Consider the following 15,383-nt stretch of genomic DNA (forward strand, 5'->3'; position numbering starts at 1 on the left):
TGAGATGCGGTTGCGTCCCAGGGCGATAAGCTCGGCGAGTGCTGCCGCAGTCAGCAGCGGCGTTGATGATGTTTGTAATTGCATGATGATGCTCCTTTCGAGGCTGGTTTGGTTTGCCGGGCGTTTTACCCTTGCACTATATATAGGGCAGGAAAACCAGATTTTCGTTACATTTTTTGTAAAAATTTTTTTAATACTATCTTTAGAGGCTGCTTATAGCATTTTAATGATATTTGTGAACTGTATGTGAATTTTCTCAAAACGGCAAAAATAAATGTAACGTTTTTTGCTTTTTGCTGCCCTATATATAGTGACAGTATTTAGTACTAAAGTTTGAGAGCAGTTTCTTTTAAAGTCTTTTAGGTTTTTACTGCTTTCTGATTTTATCTTTAAGTAAAACAAAGAAATGCTAATAAGAAAGTAACTCAATACTAACTTTGTAAGTACTGGATACTGTTACCTAAAATATAACGGTGAAAGGATGATCATGATGCAAGATTTGACAACATCAACAGAAAAAATGGAGAAAACAATGGGACTGAGGCTGCAAAGTCGCTTACTGTATTTATTGTTGAAATGTCCGCTGATGCAGGAGGAAGCCTGTGAATGTAGCTGTGCAAGTGTGAGGAAGCCCAACCGTCAACGTCGTGTGTATACCGATGATGAGGATGTTGTGTTGCGGGTAACTGTACCATATGCTTTGCGGCGTGCGGCAAGGGCGGCGCATTTAGATTGCAGCGAGCTGACGCGTAAGGCGCTGGCGAAGCAGTTGAAAAAGTTTGCTTACAAATGAGCTGTTTTGCAAAGCTGGAAAATGACTGGCTGGCAGTGCCTGATGTCGATGCTGAGAAAGTGGACTATTGCTGTGCTTGCAGCGAAGTGATCTGTGTAGGCGACAAGTATTGGGATACGGTCTCTGGGGCTATGTGCTGTGAGTGTGCGGAGACTATGACGGCAGCGGTATTTTTGCAGGATGTATGTTGTGAGAAAGAAAATATAGCTATAAAAGACTGAGGAGTGTCGATTTGGAGATACACGAGTTAAAGAATGATATAGAAACATTTTTTGGTGACGGCAGGACAGGTTACGAAGATTGTATGATAAAAAAACTGCTGGTACTGGCCCAACAGGAGGATAAGCAGGCCAAGCTGCAAATATTGACTAATTTTAAGGGACTTATCTATAATACGCTGGCCTATAACGGTTATTACTTGCAGCTAAACCAGGGAGATGCTGTACAGAATCTGTGCGAATTATTACTGAAAGAAATAGCTGCTTGGGACCCTGAGGAAGCTGATGCTTTTGGTAATCATATCAAAAACTGCTTGAAAACAGCGGTCTGGAGCGAGATACGTCGAGTGAAAAAGCATGATTACAAAGAACTTTCGTATGATGATGGCGATAATGTACATCCATCGGCGGCAGAAATAGCACTGGATGTAGCTGATTATAAAAAATTTTGGAATGCTGATAAAAAAGCTATCCAGAAATTTACTGTGCGCGAACTGATGGGGGTGCTTACGCGTAAGCAAAGAGTAGTGATACTTGCAGGGTTGGAGAATAACAATAGCAGTGATATTGCTGAATTACTGCATACGAAAGAGTGCGCTATTAGAAGGATCAGACTACGGGCGGTAGAAAGGCTGCAAAAGTTTGTACCTGGGAAAGGTTCGCCGACATTATGTTGAATCCTTATAAAATGGTTGGCAGGGCGCTGGCTTTGTTTAAAGCAGCGGGCTTGGTAGTACCTGCCTATGGCGAAAATGAGAAACGCCGGCTTTTAGATGCTTGGGTGCAACGTTATGGGAACGTGGATAACGAGGTTTTTGCCGTTTGCAGCCGGAAGTTGGCGTCAGGACAAAGGTTTCCGCGTTTTTATGATATGGACGAAGCGGTAAAAGAAGAACTGCGGCTAAGACACCGTCAGGTAGCGGCTGACTTGCCTGCATCCATTTTGCCGCCTGTCGACCACGAAGCAAATAAAAAACGCCTGCATCAGCTGATCGAGCACCTGACGCGGCGTTGAGGGGTGGAGAGGAAAATTGTGAAGACAGTAGAAAAATAGGGAAATACAGTAAAATAAAACAAAAATTAAGCTTAAGCGTTACATAAAGTAATATAAAAAGTCCTCCTTTGTTAAAATATTAATGCGGTTTGCTGATCGCAAAAATGCAAAGGAGGGCTTTGTCGTGAAAGGAATACATAGTTTATCATATACAAAATGGAACTGTAAATATCATATAGTATTTGTGTCAAAGTACAGAAGGAAAGTATTTTATGGAGAAAAGAAAACCAAAATAGGAAGAATATTGAGAGAACTATGTAAATAGAAAGGAGTGATGATATTAGAAGTAAAAGTGTAGCAGATCATATACATATGCTGAAGGAAATACCGCCGAAGATGGTAATATCATGGCTTGTAGGATTTCTAAAAGGAAAAAGAAGTCTAATGATATATGAAAAACAGGGAATTTAAAAATACAAATACAGTGGGAGAGGCTTTGGCGCAGAGGATATTATGTAGACACAGCCGAAAAATACAAAACCGATAGCGGAGCACATAAATACAACTCAAAAATGAGTTGTATCAACAATCAGTGTTGAGGTGCTAAGGCTAGTTTGTCGGTGGTAAGCAATAGTTTTTAACAAGTGACAGATTAGATGAACTACTTTGTGGCGATTGATAAAAAACATCGGCTACGACAGATTGTAATTGAAAGCGTCCAGTAAAGTGATATGTAAAATACAAATGAATGCTAGACGACGGGAGAATAGACCGTCTGTGTTGCTTAAACAGCATGGGATTCATGGATGCGACTTGCGATAAAATGATACAAAAAGACACAAAAAAGACAAAAACGATACGAAAAAACGACAAGAACCTGTTGTAAATGCATGATGACTGGTGCATAATTAAAGCAATAAAACGTTAACGAAGAAAGGATGAGGGAGATGCTTGAAAATTTTCAACCGTATAATATAACTATTGGGATGCCGGCAGTTTCTTTTACATCAAATGGAATAACATTCAACAAGACTGCTGTTGTAAGAATGGGTAAACCTGATCATGTAGTTCTTTATATCAACGAAAAAGAAAAACAAATTGCGATAAAAAAAACGGACGGATATGACGAGAATGCGACACCGTTTTTCAAACCTAAAAAAAATGAAATAATAAGTGTAAGATGGGGCAATAAAGAACTGCTTAATAAAATTTATAATATGATGAGTTGGAATATAAAACAAGATGCGTATAAAGTCAATGGTGTATATTATGCAGATGAAGAAGTTATGATTTTCGATCTAAATAATGTTGAAGAAATATAGCTTGGTTATATAAAATAAAAAGAGCACCAAAATATAGCGGCAACTATATTTTAGCACTCCTTAAGTAGGGTAGTAACACATTTTTATAACAATATGATACATACCTAAACCTAATTACATTATATCATTATTGTTATAGAATTACAATTTAAACCTGGAAAGATGGTGAATTTATTTCGAGTGGCTCTTTTCTATTTTATATTTATCTTGAATATAAAATATTAAAAGGGGAAATCCATATGAAAAAAAATCAAAGTTTTTGTGAAATTGTAAGAATTAATAAAAAGTCCCATAGTGAGATTGAATTTGTTAACATTATACCATCAAAGGATTTAAAGCTTTTTATTGATCCAACGTTAATTGAAAAAGGAGACAGCAAATGGGCTGTATCTGCTAAACTGATCATGGAAAGTTATTTTAACAATTTATTTGATGCTTATAAAAAGCATGATCATCGATGCAAGCTGTATATGATGAGTCACTGTCATGAAAAAAATGAAACTCGTTTGGGATATAGTCCTAAAGGATTAAATGGTAAGGGTAAAACCCCTGAAGGTATGTTACAAAGTTTAATGGGCCTTGAACGTCTTTTTGATAATGGAGTCTCAATAAATAAGGCTAGAGAAATTCCAATTTTTGTAGAAAAATTTGCGGAAGATTCTATGTCTGATGTTTTAACAAATATTTTAAGTAAATTATTACATGAATTTACTTTAGAGATTGCACATAAATATAATATTCAGACTTATATAACAAAAGATAAATATTATTATTGGGATCATGTAGAAAAAAGGTGGGCGTTTTTTGAAGGAGAGCAAATTTTGATTGGTAAAAATAAAAAACCTGTTTTTCTTGTGCCAAAAGAAATTGTAAGAAATTGTTATTATGTTAATGCAGATCAATATTTGCGAAGTGTGATACTTAGTAAAATGCAAAAGGATAATATATCATATGACGATGAAGGCAAAGAGGTAACGCCAACTAAATGTGAATTACGGAAATGGATTAAAAATAAAAATATTAGCGTAAAAGAGACTGATTATCATAAAACAATGAAACATCCAGAGTTATTAGAAGAACATAGGAGGTTGCTGGAACGTAAATCCGGACTGCAGAAGTCTGATGAATATTTAGACAAACTAGTTAAAGAGAATAAAAAATGAAATTATTGAAGACGCCGCTGAATATTCAGCGGCTCTTTTTAACGACAAAATTTTGAATTTGTTCAATATTATTAATATTATAGTCTTTTATTATCTTTAGAAGTTCTAAAAAGCTTTTTTTATTGTCCATAGCAATCTCTATTTCTATATTTTCAAAATTTGTAATTGGAGAAGCAATCAGATCTTTATTAAAGAATTTAGAATGATTATATATAAACCATGTTTCAAATACTAAAAAAATTATATTGTTTTGATATAAATTAGTATCTATATTCTTTAGATTGTTTATTGCGCCGTAAATTATATAATCGTTTACACTTGTTTCAAAATCTATCTCATTAATTCCATTCTTAATATCTCTGTCAGCATGTTTAAAAAAGTTTTTTGGACCGTTCATTGCTGCGATCCAATCTTTTCTATGTTCTTCTCTTATATAAGGTGAATTTGGATGTATTGCAGTATTATAGTCTAATGTTTTAATATGATCATTTATTATTTGCAATGCTGCACTCGATAAAGTATGTATAGAAACAGGATCACGTTCCTCAAAAAATAGTTCTATTGCCTCTTTCAATTGAAGTATAGCAGAGTGCATTTTAGTGATTTTTATTTTCATAAGTTTACTCCTAAAGATTGTAGAGTGTATTCTTTGATTATTATATAATGAGGTTGCATAATTTTATAAAATTATCATATGCTTTTTGTCTGTATATCTTTTGATTTCGTTATTATTTCTTTAATAAAATTATCTAACAAGTATTGTGTTTTTGTTCATCATACGGCAAACTAAATAATAATTTGGTTTTATTTTTGTTTAGTAATACTTACTTTGTAATTGCTATCTCCATTTAGAACTGCCCCATTTTTCTTGTTTCTACAGCACATTCGTGATACTTTCGGATTTCCAAAAGAAAAAGATGGTACATAAATATTCTACTTTATATTTTACCATTGCGTTATGAATATTTAATCTGGGATTTAATTATTATTGGAATAAGATTGGTAAGAACACTTGAAAGTGGATTGCAATAAAAGAGTTATTGTCATAAGAAAAGCTGGTGATCCATTACCTAATACCAAAACATTTGTTGCCATTAGGTAGCAGAATAGTGATGGAGACTACGTTGAAATTGAATATATAGAAAATCAAAATTATTAAAGTTTTAATTATAAAAATCTTTGAGTTTGATGTTGATAAAATTTAAGGAATATAATACAATAATATAGATATAAAATGTTTCGGGAAGTGATATTTTGGATATTCAAAAAGAAAGTGAATCAAAAATAGTTGAAACAGATGTTTTGAAAGTAAAAGGTAATCTTATTAGCTGGGACAATAGCATTATTCAAATAAGTAATATTTCTATGTTAACTACAACAGATGTTGAGGCAAATAAGTTTCCTATGTATAGTGTATTATTTGTGCTTTTGGGATTGTTCATCACTAAAACAAACCTTATTGCTGGACTTGTATCTTTAATAATAGGAATAGCTTGGATTTATTTTTGGCGTAAAGGTTCAAAGCAAGCTAAAAATTCTAAAAATTTAAACATAGTATTAAATTCAGGACATATATTTATATTTATATTCCATGATAAAAAATTTTTAGATAAAGTTATTTCAGTATTGAGTGAAATTCTAGTAACATCTGAAAAGAAAGCAGAATATATATTCAATATAAAAAATAGTACTTTTAATGATAATTCCAGTTTAGTTAAAAACATGGATGTTGAGTAAATGAAAAATATTTTTAATATGGAAAATGTTAGTTTAAATGATAATTCTAGTGTTATAAAAATAATTAATAGATGTGAGCCTAAATGGAATAAAAGTAATTTGTTGAAAGAATTAGCTATTTTAAAAAAAGAATTAAATCCAAACGGAGATGTATTTTTGGCGATAGAAAAACTGGAAAATGCTTTATATACAGAGGATGATAAAATAATAAATTCAACCGTAAAAACATATATAAAAGAGTTTTCAATGCCATTCTTTGCAAATGTTGCAAGTGAAGCTTTAATACAGTTTATAAAATTTTATTCCTAACATCAAAGCCGCTGAATATTCAGCGGCTTTTCTATTTTTCCAATATTTTGCTGGAGACGAAGAGGATAGAATTACGGATGCGAACCGTACGCTCTCCCAGCTAAGCTATGTCCCTTCTATATTATTTATCTTATTCCTATTGTGGCAAAAATTCAAGATATTTTATATTAATACTGAAAAAGTAAAATAAAATGTTCTTTTATTATATTGTTGAAAAATTATATAATATTATAGGAGAAAATTATTAGATTGTAAAATATAAAATACAAATGATATAATATAATCATAAAAGTATTTGGAAGGAAGAATAGCTTATGTGTGATAATAAAAAACTAATGAAAGAAATACAAATAGCATATAAAAAATTGAAAGCTAATATATATTTTGATAAAACGCAGCTTCCTTTGAGAAATAAAATTGTCGATTTCGAATTAAATGATTTTGAAAAAAATATAAAAGAAATGAATGATGCTTTATTGGGAAATGATAAAGTATGGAATAAGTACCAAGAAAAAATTTTAAAATCTATAGATGTATTATTATTGCCAAAGAAACTATCTAAAGAAGATTTGCCAGAAGTAATTTTTAATACTAATGAAAATGATATAGTTATTGATAAGCCGCAATTTTTTATAGATCTTGATGTTACCGGCCATATATTGGGGGTATTGTGGATTTTATTCATTGGTCGCTTCTTAGATGATGATATGTATGAATATTCATATGGTAATAGATTAAGAAGAACTTTAGTAAATAATGAACTAATGAATGAAGAAAATAATATAACTTTTTCTCCGTCTTTATTTCAACCGTATTTTTCACAATATGAAGATTGGCGAGATAAAGGTCTGAAATTAGCTAAAAATTGTTTGATTGAAAAGCAAGATGCATTAATACTGACTTTGGATTTTAAAAGTTTTTTTTATAATATAGAAATTACAAGTGAAGAATTTGATGCTTTTTATGATGGTGATGAAGAATGGAAAAGAAGGGTAAATTTATTCGTATTTAAAGTTATAAAACAATATTCGAAGTTAGTGAACAAAATTACAGATATGTATGTAGTAGATGGAGCAGAGGCATCTATATTACCAATAGGATTTTTACCATCAAATATATTGTCTAACTGGAGATTAAATCAATTCGATAGGCAGATAATAGATCGGTGGAATCCTGTTTATTATGGACGTTATGTTGATGATATTATTATTGTTGATAAAGTAGAAAAAAATAGCTCCTTATTGAAAGAACAACTATCTAAAACAGATATAATAAAATATTATTTTTGCGGATGTAATGCAACGAAAAGTAGAGATAAAATTTGTCCAAATGATAATGAACTTTTTATCTGTAAAGATGAAAAAAATGTGTATTCTGTCAATGGGAAGTTTTTAAACAATACAAAGTCACATATTTCTGTTCAAAATGATAAGGTAAAAGTATTTTATTTTAAGCAAGGTGCAACAGAAGCTTTATTGACATGCTTTCAAACACAAATTGCACATAATGTTAGTGAATTTAGATTTTTACCTGATATAGAGTCAGGTTTGATTGGTAATGACTATAGTGAAATTTTTGATTTAAATAATAGTGGAAGTATAAATAAATTAAGGGACGTAAATGAAATAACTTTAAACAAATTTGAACTATCAAAATTTTTAGGTAAATATCTACGTGTTGGTGCAGTAATAGAAGACAAAAAAGAAAGCAAATTTGACAAAGATTTGTTAAATATTTTTGATAAAAGAATGTTAATAGAAAATTATGCATCTTGGGAAAAACTGTTCGAGATATTGGTTGTGAATAATAGAGTCAAAGATATTAAAAATTTGGTGAAGAAAATTTCAGAAGCCATTGGCAATGTAAAATTAAAAGATGAAAATATAAAATTAAATGAATATAGAAAGGGATTATATACAATTCTATATTCTTCTTTAAGTAGAGCCCTGGCTCTTTGTTGGGGAACTCATATTAAAGAGTTATTGACTGATCTTGAGCTTAATAAAATAATAAATTATACAGCGAAAGAAATTACATGTTTAAGAAAATCTTATTGCTTAACTAGAATGGTAAATAAATATACTACGCCGTTACCAGTCGATTGTATCAAAGAAGAAGCATTTTGTGATTCTAGGAATGATAATTTTTATTTATATAAGCTTGATAGTATGATGAAAAATATTAAAGAGTCAAATTTTTGGGGAATTTTATCAGAAACTAATATTTTGAATAATTATATTTATTACCCATATATAGTGGCTCCACAAGAAATATCTTTTTCTTTAATTTGTAAAAAAATTGCTAAAAATAATAATATAGACAAACATGATGAATTATTGAAAAAAACAAATGATTTATATTTTTATTTAAATTATTTGCACCCAAAAGATTTAGATAGACCTATTATGACTAATGAAATTGAAGTTAAGAAAATAGAGAAGATAAAAAATGAAAGAGAAGACATTTTTGGAATTTTTGTAAATAGTACCAAAAGAAGTAAATTAAGAGCAGCTATTGGAAATGCCATTTTGAAAGAATCAGATGTAATATCGGCACTTTGTAATAAACCTAATCGTACATATGATAGATATAAAGAAGTCTCAAAATTGTTGAGTGATGCTATAAAAGAGGGGGCAGAATTACTAGTATTACCAGAGAATTATTTGCCATTTGAGTGGCTCCCGATACTTACAAGATTTTGTGCTCGAAATCAAATGTCGATAATTACTGGAATTGAGCATGTAGTTTCTTTAAATAATAGCAATATTAATAGAGGTGTTGTTTATAATCTTACTGCAGTGATACTTCCTTATAGGCAAGAAGAATATAAGTATGCTCATGTTACATATCATCAAAAAGTTCATTTTTCTCCAAATGAATTAAGATTAATTAAGGGTTATAATTATAGGCCAATGGAAGGAAATGTTTATTGCTTATTTAAATGGGGGGATATATGGTTTTCATTATATTGTTGTTTTGAATTATCATCAATTAAAGCCAGGTCATTATTCCAATCTTATGCTGATTTATGTATCGTAGTTGAATGGAATCGGGATATAAATTATTATAGTAGTATAATGGAATCTTTTTGTAGAGACTTACATTGTTATTGCATTCAAGTTAATTCATCTGATTATGGGGATAGTAGAATTGTGCAACCTTCGAAAACTGAGATATTGAATATAATAAGAACAAAAGGAGGGAAAAATCGTTCAATATTAGTAGAAGATATAGATATAGATGTTATGAGAAATTTTCAAATTAAGGAATATGAATTGCAAAAAGACGATAATATATTTAAGCCAACTCCACCTCAATTTGATAAAGAAATTTTAAAAATGAAAATGGAAAGAACTTTAAAGGATTATTTATGGAAATAGTTCTTTCAAGTTCTAACACAAAAGCCGCTGAATTTTCAGCGGCTTTCTTAAACTAGATGTCTTTTTTGATAATAGTAGTATAGATTCTACTTAATTTGTATTTCTTTTGCTTCTAAAATTCCATCATTATCAATTAAAAATTCTGTGCCGTCCTTTCGTTCTAAGCGGTACTTCTTTTTTGTGATTTTTATACAAGTAACATGGTTCGCGTAATCAATTTCGTAACGGCCTCTAGTAAAAGCAATATTATATGTTTTGCCAATTTCTAATTCTAATGGTAATTTCATAATAATCGCTCTATTACTAAAAATATTTGTACAATAATACTATTTGTAAAAAATCCATCTACAGAATAAAGTCTGCATGGATAGTATTTCAAAACTTGGTGGAGACGAAGAGGATCGAACTCTCGACCTTACGGATGCGAACCGTACGCTCTCCCAGCTGAGCTACGTCCCCACTATGTTATTTATCTTACTCCTGTCGGCGTAAAATTTCAAGTATATTTTTAGCTTTGGGGCTTTCCTTCATGTATACACACGCGCTTATTGACAACTTTTGCCGCTGGTGCTACACTTTAAAGTAATTTCATAAGTATTTGATCGATGATGAGGATTAGTAGCTTTGCCAAGCGGACCTCAGCGAGCCGGTGACAGTGCAAGTCCGGCGTTTGGCGGCAGAGTGAATGGACCTTTAAGATACGGCTTGAGCCCGCAAGGGGGTAGACGCCGTCGGGAGGCTTCGCCCGTTACCAATGAAGGGGATATCGGCTGCGGCCCGTATCTTAGCGAGCGGACCTTAATCGGTCAAGCAGGGTGGTACCGCGAAAGTTGTGTCTTTCGTCCCTACATGGGGATGAAGGGCTTTTTTATTTGCCCAGGCTGAAGGAGGCTTATATTATGGAGAAAGAAAAAAATACCAGGCTGCCGTTGGTAGACCTGATCGAAGTTAAACCGATGCAGGACGGTTACCGCTGGGTAGCGATCACGGCGATGCTGTTTGCTATCGGTATTATCCTGCATACGGTCAGCCCCAATGTGGGCGGTGTGACGCCGAACTGGACGATCGCTATGTATTCTATCGTTATCAATCTGACGAACCCGACGCTGTCACAGGCGGTGGGTATCGGTTTTATTGCGGGTGTGACGCTGGTGCCGTCGTCGAAGTCGGCTTTTCCACTGGGCAATATCGCCAGCGAGCTTTCGGGGGCGATCACCTGCTGCATTCTGGTAAAAGCCATGCTGCGCTGCGGCTTGGGCAAATGGAAGCTGCGCCCGCTGGTAACGGGCTTTTTGGCAACTATGGCCAGCGGCGGTGTGTTTACCTTCATTTTAAAGATCGTTCTGGGCCTGCCGCTGCACGTCTGGCTGTATGCTATGCTGCCCGTGGTGGCGATCATCGGCGCGCTGAACGGCGTGATCACCTTTTTGCTGTTCGGGCCGGTGCGGAAGCTGTTTTTTGTGCAGGAGGACGATGACTGATGGAGAGCGTTATCAAGCTGGAAAATTTTTATTTTGCTTATAATAAATCGGACCTGGTGCTGCAGGACATCGATCTGGAGATCAAAAAGGGTTCGTTCACGGTAGTGGCCGGGCCCAGCGGAGCGGGCAAAACGACCTTGTGCAAGGCGATGACGGGCATCGTGCCTTTTTATATGGGCGGCCGCTACAGCGGCGATGTGCAGGTGCTGGGCGAATCGACTAAGGGGCGCCGGGTGTCGGACATCGCGATGCGTGTGGGCCTGATGCTGGAGGATTACGAAAGCCAGCTGGTTTCGCTGACAGCGGGTGAGGAAGTGGCTTTCAGCCTGCTGAACCACGGTTTTGCGCCGGAGGAAGTGGCGGAGCGTACCCGTAAGGCTTTGGAGGACGTAGGCCTGCCGGGGCGTGAGAGTTATCAGCTGGACGAGCTGTCGGGCGGTCAGCGGCAGCGTTTGCTGCTGGCGGCGACTTTGGCGGTGCGTCCTGAGATCATTGTGCTGGACGAGCCGGTGTCGGCTATGGACCCGGACGGGGCCAACGCGCTGTACGAGCTGTTATACACGATCCACAAGCGCTACGGTACGACGATCGTGGTGGTAGAGCACCGGGTGGATTATCTGCTGCCGTATGTGACGGATCTGGTAGTGTTGAAGGAGGGTCAGCTGGTGACGGCTGATACTTTTGCCGCGGCGGCGCGGACGATGTATGAGGACGAGGAGCTGCGCCCGCTGGTGCCTGCGTTATGGCAGGTGAAGCTGGGTGTGGAGCAGCGTTTCGGTATCAGTCTGGGCGAGTGGCGGACTGAGGCTGAGGCGGCTGCGGAGCTGCAGCTGCTTGGTTTTGAAGGGGGGAACGCCTGATGCTGGAGGCTAAAGAGGTCAATTTTGCTTACCGCAGGGGTCTGCCGGTACTGAACGATATCGACTGCACGATCGGTGACGGCGAGTTTGTGGCGCTTTTGGGCCACAACGGCAGCGGCAAGACTACTTTGAGCCGTCTGTTCATGGCGCTTCTGCATCCCCGCAGCGGGCAGGTGCTGGTGGACGGCGAGGACATCGTCAATTATGAACCGGCCGACCTGGCGGATAAGATCGGTTATGTGTTCCAGAACCCGGACCTGCAGATCTTGGAGGATACGGTTTTTGATGAAGTGGCGTACGGACCGAAGGCGAAAAAGCTGACGGCGGAGACGATCAAAAAGCAGGTGGAGGCCGCTTTGGCGGCTACAGGGCTGTCAGAGCTGGCGGGCGCTTATCCGCGGTTATTGTCTTTCGGGCAGAAGCGGCGTTTGGGCGTAGCATCGGCGCTGGCGCTGAACCCGCGGACTTTGATTTTGGACGAGATCACCAATGGTCAGGATGCTATCGAAAAAGAGCGGATGATGCAGTATTTGCAGTCGCTGAACGAAGAAAAGGGCATCACGATCGTGCTGATCTCGCATGATATGGACGTGGTGCGCCGTTATGCGAAGCGGGCCATTGTTTTGAAGGACGGCTATCTGGTGTACGACGGTACGCCGACAGAGCTGTTTGGCGGCGCGCATAACGTGGAGGAATGGGGCCTGCGCCGGCCGACGGCGGCTGCTTTAGCGGGCAGTCTGGGCTTTACGGCGGCGACCCCCGAGGAATTTTGCAGCCGTTTGGTGCGGAAAGGAGCTGAGGATTGATGCGGATCAGTGCATTTACCCAGATCATCGTCACTGTGGCGGTGACGGCGTGGGTCTTTATCCTGCCGGTCAAGGCGGTGGCGACGATCCTCGTTTTGGAGCTGGCACTTTTGCTGTCGATCAAGCGTGACCGGATGACGATGGCGGCGATCGGCGGCCTGGCGGTATTCACCGGGCTGATGATCTTATTCCAGCTGCTGTTCGGTTCACCTTTGGAGGTGGCGCTGACGGGCGGCCTGCGGATGCTGGTGATGACGATGGCGTTTTTGTGCATGCTGGCGGCGACACGGATTCAGGATATCGCCAAGACGCTGGTGGACCGTTTCCACCTGCCCTGTGAATATGCTTTTATGCTGACGACGGCGCTGCGCTTTGTGCCGAATTTTCTGGCTGACAGCGAGATCACGCTGGACGCCCAGTCCTGCCGCGGTTATTCCAACCGGGGCAACTGTGTCAAACGTCTGCTTTCGTATGTGGTGGTCATCAGGCCGCTGGTCATGCGGGCGGTGGCCAAGTCTGAAACGCTGGCGCTGAGTATGGAGCTGAAGGGCTTCGGTAACAATACTTATAAAAATATGCCCCGCGAGCCGCTGGGCGCAGCCGATTTTATCGTGCTGGGGCTGGTGGTGGTCCTGAGCACCTATCCGTTCTGGAAATAAGGTTGGGCTGACAAATTAAGATCATGCTGAAAACAGCAGCTGCCTGAAAAGGCCGCTGCTGTTTTATCTTTTAACCGCTTTATAAAGTTGGCGCCGATAAAGAAACTAAGTTATAGTTGATGAAAAAAATAAATGTGATAGAATGGGACTAAGAATCAGGCGGTCGGGAAAATATCATAAATAGAAGGTGTCAGCGGTGGAAGAAACAGGCGCAAAACTTATTTTAGCTTTAGCTGAGTTACTGGGTGCCAAGCAAGTGGAGACGGATGTTATTGACAGGGCCCTGGCGTTGATCTGTGACGCTTTTGCTTTTGACGGCGGGCTGATCTATGAGCTGGATCAGTATAATCATCTGCATTTAAAAGAGAGGTATCTGCGCGGGCAGCTGGTTCTGCGGCCAAATCTTCACATTGACGAGATCGACGCTGCATACCGCAGCTATCTGGCGCAGGAAATCTTTGTCCTGCTGGAGCAGGGACAGAGCAATACTGCCGCTGAGGAGGCGCTGCTGCAGCTGTTTGCTGCCCGGTCGCTGGTAGTAGGCTCGGTAGTAGATGAAAACCTGCAGATCTATGGGCTGCTGGTCTTTGTGCGGCAGACCGTGCGGCCTCTGACCGCTGCCGAGCGATGCCTTTTAACGACAGCGCTGCCTATTTTCAGCCGTTATATCGGCGTGCGGGTCTATGGCAACAGGTTGGCTTTTGCCAACAAGTCCATGGAAAGTATTTTGGATAATACTGGTATCGATATTTATGTCAATGATTTTTACACGCATGATATTTTATATGCCAATAAGTCTATGGCCGCCCCTTACGGAGGCATTGAGCAGTTTTTGGGACGTAAGTGCTGGGAGGTGCTGTATCCGGGGCAAAACGGCCCTTGTTCCTTCTGCCCGCAGGAAAAACTGATCGATGAGCACGGTCTGCCGACAAAAATTTATTCCTGGGATTATCAGCGGCCCTTTGACGGTTCCTGGTTCAGGGTTTTCAGCGGTGCTTTCCGCTGGGTGGACGGCAGGCTGGCCCATGTGGTGAGCAGCGCCGATATCACTGAAAACAAGCACAACGAAGCTTTGATCGAGTATCTGGCTAATTACGACGCGCTGACCGAGCTGCCGAACCGCAGGATGCTGGTGCAGGAATGCGAACGCCGGCTGGCACAGCTTGAGGACGGCGGTAAGGGTTATCTGCTGTTTTTTGATATTGACGGCTTTAAAAATATCAACGATACTTTTGGTCATGAAGCCGGTGATGAATTTTTGGTGCAGCTGGGGCAGTTCTTTTTAGGTATCCCCATGCTGAAAGGGTCTATTTACAGAAACGGCGGCGACGAATTTGTGGCGATCATCGACGGCGATAAAACGGAAGATCATATCCGTAATCTGGCCGGTTTTATCCATCGGCGCTTTAACAAGCCCTGGCAGCTGAAAAGCGGCGCAGTTTTTTGCAACGTCAGTATCGGCGTGGCGCGTTATCCTGAGGACGGGCGCAAGGTGGAAGAGCTGCTGCTGAAAGCCGATCAGGCCATGTACAGGGTCAAAAAAGCCGGCGGCAAAGGGATTTGCTTTGATTATGAGCTGGCAGATTAAAAAACCACGCAGTGAGGATAAATTCCTCACTGCGTGGTTTTCTTTAATTATTCTTTTTTAGTTTTTGATTTTT

General features: G+C 38.5%; 17 protein-coding genes, 1 tRNA gene and 1 pseudogene. 16 read left to right on the forward strand and 3 right to left on the reverse strand.

Annotated features, from left to right (window positions below):
• From Q4G98_RS01605 to Q4G98_RS01640, 8 genes and pseudogenes are all read left to right on the forward strand, one after another.
• The coding region (locus Q4G98_RS01605; protein WP_298562651.1) for a hypothetical protein at window positions 1-250 on the forward strand (250 nt) is incomplete at its 5' end.
• Window positions 251-487: 237 nt separating this feature from the next.
• Complete coding sequence (locus tag Q4G98_RS01610; RefSeq protein ID WP_298562652.1) at window positions 488-793, forward strand: hypothetical protein; 306 nt, start codon at window positions 488-490, stop codon at window positions 791-793.
• Window positions 790-1,014, forward strand: coding sequence for a hypothetical protein (locus Q4G98_RS01615; RefSeq protein ID WP_298562654.1), 225 nt, complete (start codon window positions 790-792; stop codon window positions 1,012-1,014). The genes Q4G98_RS01610 and Q4G98_RS01615 overlap by 4 nt, the downstream gene beginning before the upstream one ends.
• 11 nt (window positions 1,015-1,025) lie before the next feature.
• Window positions 1,026-1,688: a hypothetical protein gene (locus Q4G98_RS01620; protein WP_298562656.1), complete on the forward strand. Its 663-nt coding sequence runs from the start codon at window positions 1,026-1,028 to the stop codon at window positions 1,686-1,688.
• The gene (locus tag Q4G98_RS01625) at window positions 1,682-2,026 is read left to right on the forward strand and encodes a hypothetical protein (protein ID WP_298562658.1); all 345 of its coding nucleotides are present in this window, start codon (window positions 1,682-1,684) and stop codon (window positions 2,024-2,026) included. The genes Q4G98_RS01620 and Q4G98_RS01625 overlap by 7 nt, the downstream gene beginning before the upstream one ends.
• A 121-nt stretch (window positions 2,027-2,147) precedes the next feature.
• Window positions 2,148-2,581: pseudogene (gene tnpA, locus Q4G98_RS01630) on the forward strand (IS200/IS605 family transposase).
• 371 nt (window positions 2,582-2,952) lie between these two features.
• A complete protein-coding gene (locus tag Q4G98_RS01635; protein ID WP_298562659.1) occupies window positions 2,953-3,327 on the forward strand; it encodes a hypothetical protein in 375 nt (124 codons plus the stop codon).
• 239 nt (window positions 3,328-3,566) lie between these two features.
• Window positions 3,567-4,490, forward strand: coding sequence for a hypothetical protein (locus tag Q4G98_RS01640; RefSeq protein ID WP_298562660.1), 924 nt, complete (start codon window positions 3,567-3,569; stop codon window positions 4,488-4,490).
• A gap of 25 nt (window positions 4,491-4,515) precedes the next feature.
• Here the strand turns inward: Q4G98_RS01640 and Q4G98_RS01645 are convergent, their stop codons facing one another.
• Window positions 4,516-5,106: a hypothetical protein gene (locus Q4G98_RS01645; protein ID WP_298562662.1), complete on the reverse strand. Its 591-nt coding sequence runs from the start codon at window positions 5,104-5,106 to the stop codon at window positions 4,516-4,518.
• Between the two features lie 638 nt (window positions 5,107-5,744).
• Between Q4G98_RS01645 and Q4G98_RS01650 the strand changes: the two genes are divergently transcribed.
• From Q4G98_RS01650 to Q4G98_RS01660, 3 genes are all read left to right on the forward strand, one after another.
• Window positions 5,745-6,227 carry a hypothetical protein gene (locus tag Q4G98_RS01650; protein ID WP_298562663.1) on the forward strand — a complete coding sequence of 161 codons (483 nt, stop codon included), beginning with the start codon at window positions 5,745-5,747 and terminating at the stop codon, window positions 6,225-6,227.
• Window positions 6,228-6,536 carry a hypothetical protein gene (locus Q4G98_RS01655; RefSeq protein ID WP_298562665.1) on the forward strand — a complete coding sequence of 103 codons (309 nt, stop codon included), beginning with the start codon at window positions 6,228-6,230 and terminating at the stop codon, window positions 6,534-6,536.
• Window positions 6,537-6,850: 314 nt separating this feature from the next.
• The gene (locus Q4G98_RS01660; RefSeq protein ID WP_298562667.1) at window positions 6,851-9,916 is read left to right on the forward strand and encodes a reverse transcriptase domain-containing protein; all 3,066 of its coding nucleotides are present in this window, start codon (window positions 6,851-6,853) and stop codon (window positions 9,914-9,916) included.
• Between the two features lie 86 nt (window positions 9,917-10,002).
• Here Q4G98_RS01660 and Q4G98_RS01665 read toward each other — a convergent pair whose 3' ends face one another.
• Both Q4G98_RS01665 and Q4G98_RS01670 read right to left on the reverse strand, forming a co-directional pair.
• Window positions 10,003-10,203 (reverse strand): hypothetical protein, encoded by a 201-nt coding sequence (locus Q4G98_RS01665; RefSeq protein WP_177559407.1) that lies wholly within the window; start codon window positions 10,201-10,203, stop codon window positions 10,003-10,005.
• A 96-nt stretch (window positions 10,204-10,299) separates the two neighbouring features.
• Window positions 10,300-10,375, reverse strand: a tRNA-Ala gene (locus Q4G98_RS01670).
• A 440-nt stretch (window positions 10,376-10,815) separates the two neighbouring features.
• On the opposite strand from Q4G98_RS01670, the gene Q4G98_RS01675 reads away from it, so the two are divergent.
• The 5 genes from Q4G98_RS01675 to Q4G98_RS01695 all read left to right on the forward strand — a co-directional run bounded on the left by Q4G98_RS01675 (window position 10,816) and on the right by Q4G98_RS01695 (window position 15,310).
• On the forward strand, window positions 10,816-11,397 hold the full coding sequence (locus Q4G98_RS01675; protein WP_298562669.1) for a tryptophan transporter: 582 nt from the start codon (window positions 10,816-10,818) through the stop codon (window positions 11,395-11,397).
• Window positions 11,397-12,257 (forward strand): energy-coupling factor ABC transporter ATP-binding protein, encoded by an 861-nt coding sequence (locus Q4G98_RS01680; protein WP_293662075.1) that lies wholly within the window; start codon window positions 11,397-11,399, stop codon window positions 12,255-12,257. Before Q4G98_RS01675 ends, Q4G98_RS01680 begins: the two co-directional genes overlap by 1 nt.
• Window positions 12,257-13,063, forward strand: coding sequence for an energy-coupling factor ABC transporter ATP-binding protein (locus Q4G98_RS01685; protein WP_177559413.1), 807 nt, complete (start codon window positions 12,257-12,259; stop codon window positions 13,061-13,063). The genes Q4G98_RS01680 and Q4G98_RS01685 overlap by 1 nt, the downstream gene beginning before the upstream one ends.
• Window positions 13,063-13,722, forward strand: a complete 660-nt coding sequence (locus tag Q4G98_RS01690) for an energy-coupling factor transporter transmembrane component T (RefSeq protein WP_293548731.1) — start codon at window positions 13,063-13,065, stop codon at window positions 13,720-13,722. The genes Q4G98_RS01685 and Q4G98_RS01690 overlap by 1 nt, the downstream gene beginning before the upstream one ends.
• Window positions 13,723-13,918: 196 nt before the next feature.
• Window positions 13,919-15,310 carry a sensor domain-containing diguanylate cyclase gene (locus Q4G98_RS01695; protein ID WP_298562675.1) on the forward strand — a complete coding sequence of 464 codons (1,392 nt, stop codon included), beginning with the start codon at window positions 13,919-13,921 and terminating at the stop codon, window positions 15,308-15,310.
• The last annotated feature ends 73 nt before the right edge of the window (window positions 15,311-15,383 follow it).

The sequence above is a fragment of the uncultured Phascolarctobacterium sp. genome, assembly GCF_958349595.1.
Taxonomy (GTDB): domain Bacteria; phylum Bacillota; class Negativicutes; order Acidaminococcales; family Acidaminococcaceae; genus Phascolarctobacterium.

Bases quoted from the DNA above. Each gene is read 5' to 3' on its own strand.
- Q4G98_RS01610 (WP_298562652.1), top strand. From the start codon at position 488: ATGATGCAAGATTTGACAACATCAACAGAAAAAATGGAGAAAACAATG.
- Q4G98_RS01615 (WP_298562654.1), top strand. From the start codon at position 790: ATGAGCTGTTTTGCAAAGCTGGAAAATGACTGGCTGGCAGTGCCTGAT.
- Q4G98_RS01625 (WP_298562658.1), top strand. From the start codon at position 1,682: ATGTTGAATCCTTATAAAATGGTTGGCAGGGCGCTGGCTTTGTTTAAA.
- Q4G98_RS01635 (WP_298562659.1), top strand. From the start codon at position 2,953: ATGCTTGAAAATTTTCAACCGTATAATATAACTATTGGGATGCCGGCA.
- Q4G98_RS01640 (WP_298562660.1), top strand. From the start codon at position 3,567: ATGAAAAAAAATCAAAGTTTTTGTGAAATTGTAAGAATTAATAAAAAG.
- Q4G98_RS01645 (WP_298562662.1), bottom strand. From the start codon at position 5,106: ATGAAAATAAAAATCACTAAAATGCACTCTGCTATACTTCAATTGAAA.
- Q4G98_RS01655 (WP_298562665.1), top strand. From the start codon at position 6,228: ATGAAAAATATTTTTAATATGGAAAATGTTAGTTTAAATGATAATTCT.
- Q4G98_RS01660 (WP_298562667.1), top strand. From the start codon at position 6,851: ATGTGTGATAATAAAAAACTAATGAAAGAAATACAAATAGCATATAAA.
- Q4G98_RS01665 (WP_177559407.1), bottom strand. From the start codon at position 10,203: ATGAAATTACCATTAGAATTAGAAATTGGCAAAACATATAATATTGCT.
- Q4G98_RS01675 (WP_298562669.1), top strand. From the start codon at position 10,816: ATGGAGAAAGAAAAAAATACCAGGCTGCCGTTGGTAGACCTGATCGAA.
- Q4G98_RS01680 (WP_293662075.1), top strand. From the start codon at position 11,397: ATGGAGAGCGTTATCAAGCTGGAAAATTTTTATTTTGCTTATAATAAA.
- Q4G98_RS01685 (WP_177559413.1), top strand. From the start codon at position 12,257: ATGCTGGAGGCTAAAGAGGTCAATTTTGCTTACCGCAGGGGTCTGCCG.
- Q4G98_RS01690 (WP_293548731.1), top strand. From the start codon at position 13,063: ATGCGGATCAGTGCATTTACCCAGATCATCGTCACTGTGGCGGTGACG.